Source organism: Streptococcus sp. HMSC10E12 (genome assembly GCF_001807855.1).
Taxonomy (GTDB): Bacteria; Bacillota; Bacilli; order Lactobacillales; family Streptococcaceae; genus Streptococcus; species Streptococcus salivarius.
In genome coordinates this window covers 208,259-209,305 of sequence record NZ_KV791104.1, presented here as the reverse complement: position 1 = coordinate 209,305, position 1,047 = coordinate 208,259, and the positions used below count along the sequence as shown (strand labels likewise).

General features: G+C 44.8%; 1 pseudogene. It reads right to left on the bottom strand.

Annotated elements, in window-relative coordinates:
• Positions 1-1,047 (bottom strand): annotated as a pseudogene (locus HMPREF3112_RS11760) (CshA family fibrillar surface protein C); the annotation flags it as partial.

The following is a 1,047-nucleotide window of genomic DNA, read 5'->3' as shown; positions in this document are numbered from 1 at the left end:
AAGTACCAACACCATCTACAGTCTTCGTAGTTGAGCCATCATCGAAAGTTGCTGGAACATCATCGTTCATAGGCACACGGCTGTCACCTTCAGTAAATTCAGGCTTACCAGTTTGTGTAGCACCTTGGATATCAGTTGATTCAGCTGGTGTTGCAGTTGGAGTTACTGGTGTCACAGTTGGTGTGTACTTAGCTGTAATCTCAGTACCGTTCTTATCAACACGTTTAACCGTTACGCCTGAAGCAGTTCCAGTGAATGATTTTTCTGGGACGAAAGTTACGGTTCCATCTGGAGAAACAGTGTATGTTCCTTCACCATCTACTGTCTTAGTCGTTGAGCCATCTTCGAAAGTAGCTGGAGTATCTTCATCGATTGGAACATTTGGATTTCCTTCGGTGAAGCTTGGTTTACCTGTTTGTGTTGCACCTTGGATATCTGTTGATGTCGCATCTTCAGATGTTGGAGCGACTGGAGTAATCTTAGGTGTGTATGTTGTTTCTACTGTTGTTCCATTTGTATCAGCTGCTTGAACTTTAACTGGGACAACATCACCTGAATAAGATTTATCCGTTGGTGTGAAGGTTACGACACCTGTGTCTTTATCAACTGTGAAGGTACCAATAATATTGCCCGCTGGTGATTTCGCAAACACCGCCGCTGCTGGTTGGCCATTTTCATCAAGAAGGGTAATAGTATCTTTGTCAATTGGAGCAACTGAATCACCCTCAGTAAAGGTTACAGTTCCCGTCTGAACTACTCCTTGAGGTCCTGTTGATTCTGCCGGTGTTGCAGTCGGTGTGACTGAAGTTACGGTTGGTGTGTAAGTCGCTGAAGCCTTAGTACCATTTACATCTTCACGAACAACAGTCACTGCTGGTGCAGTTCCGACGAATGATTTTTCTGGAACAAAGGTTACAGTTCCGTCCGCTGCTACTGTGTATGTACCGACACCGTCAACTGTCTTAGTCGTTGTGCCATCTTCGAAGGTTGCTGGAACATCATCGTTCATTGGTACACGGCTGTCACCTTCAGTAAATTCAGGCTTAC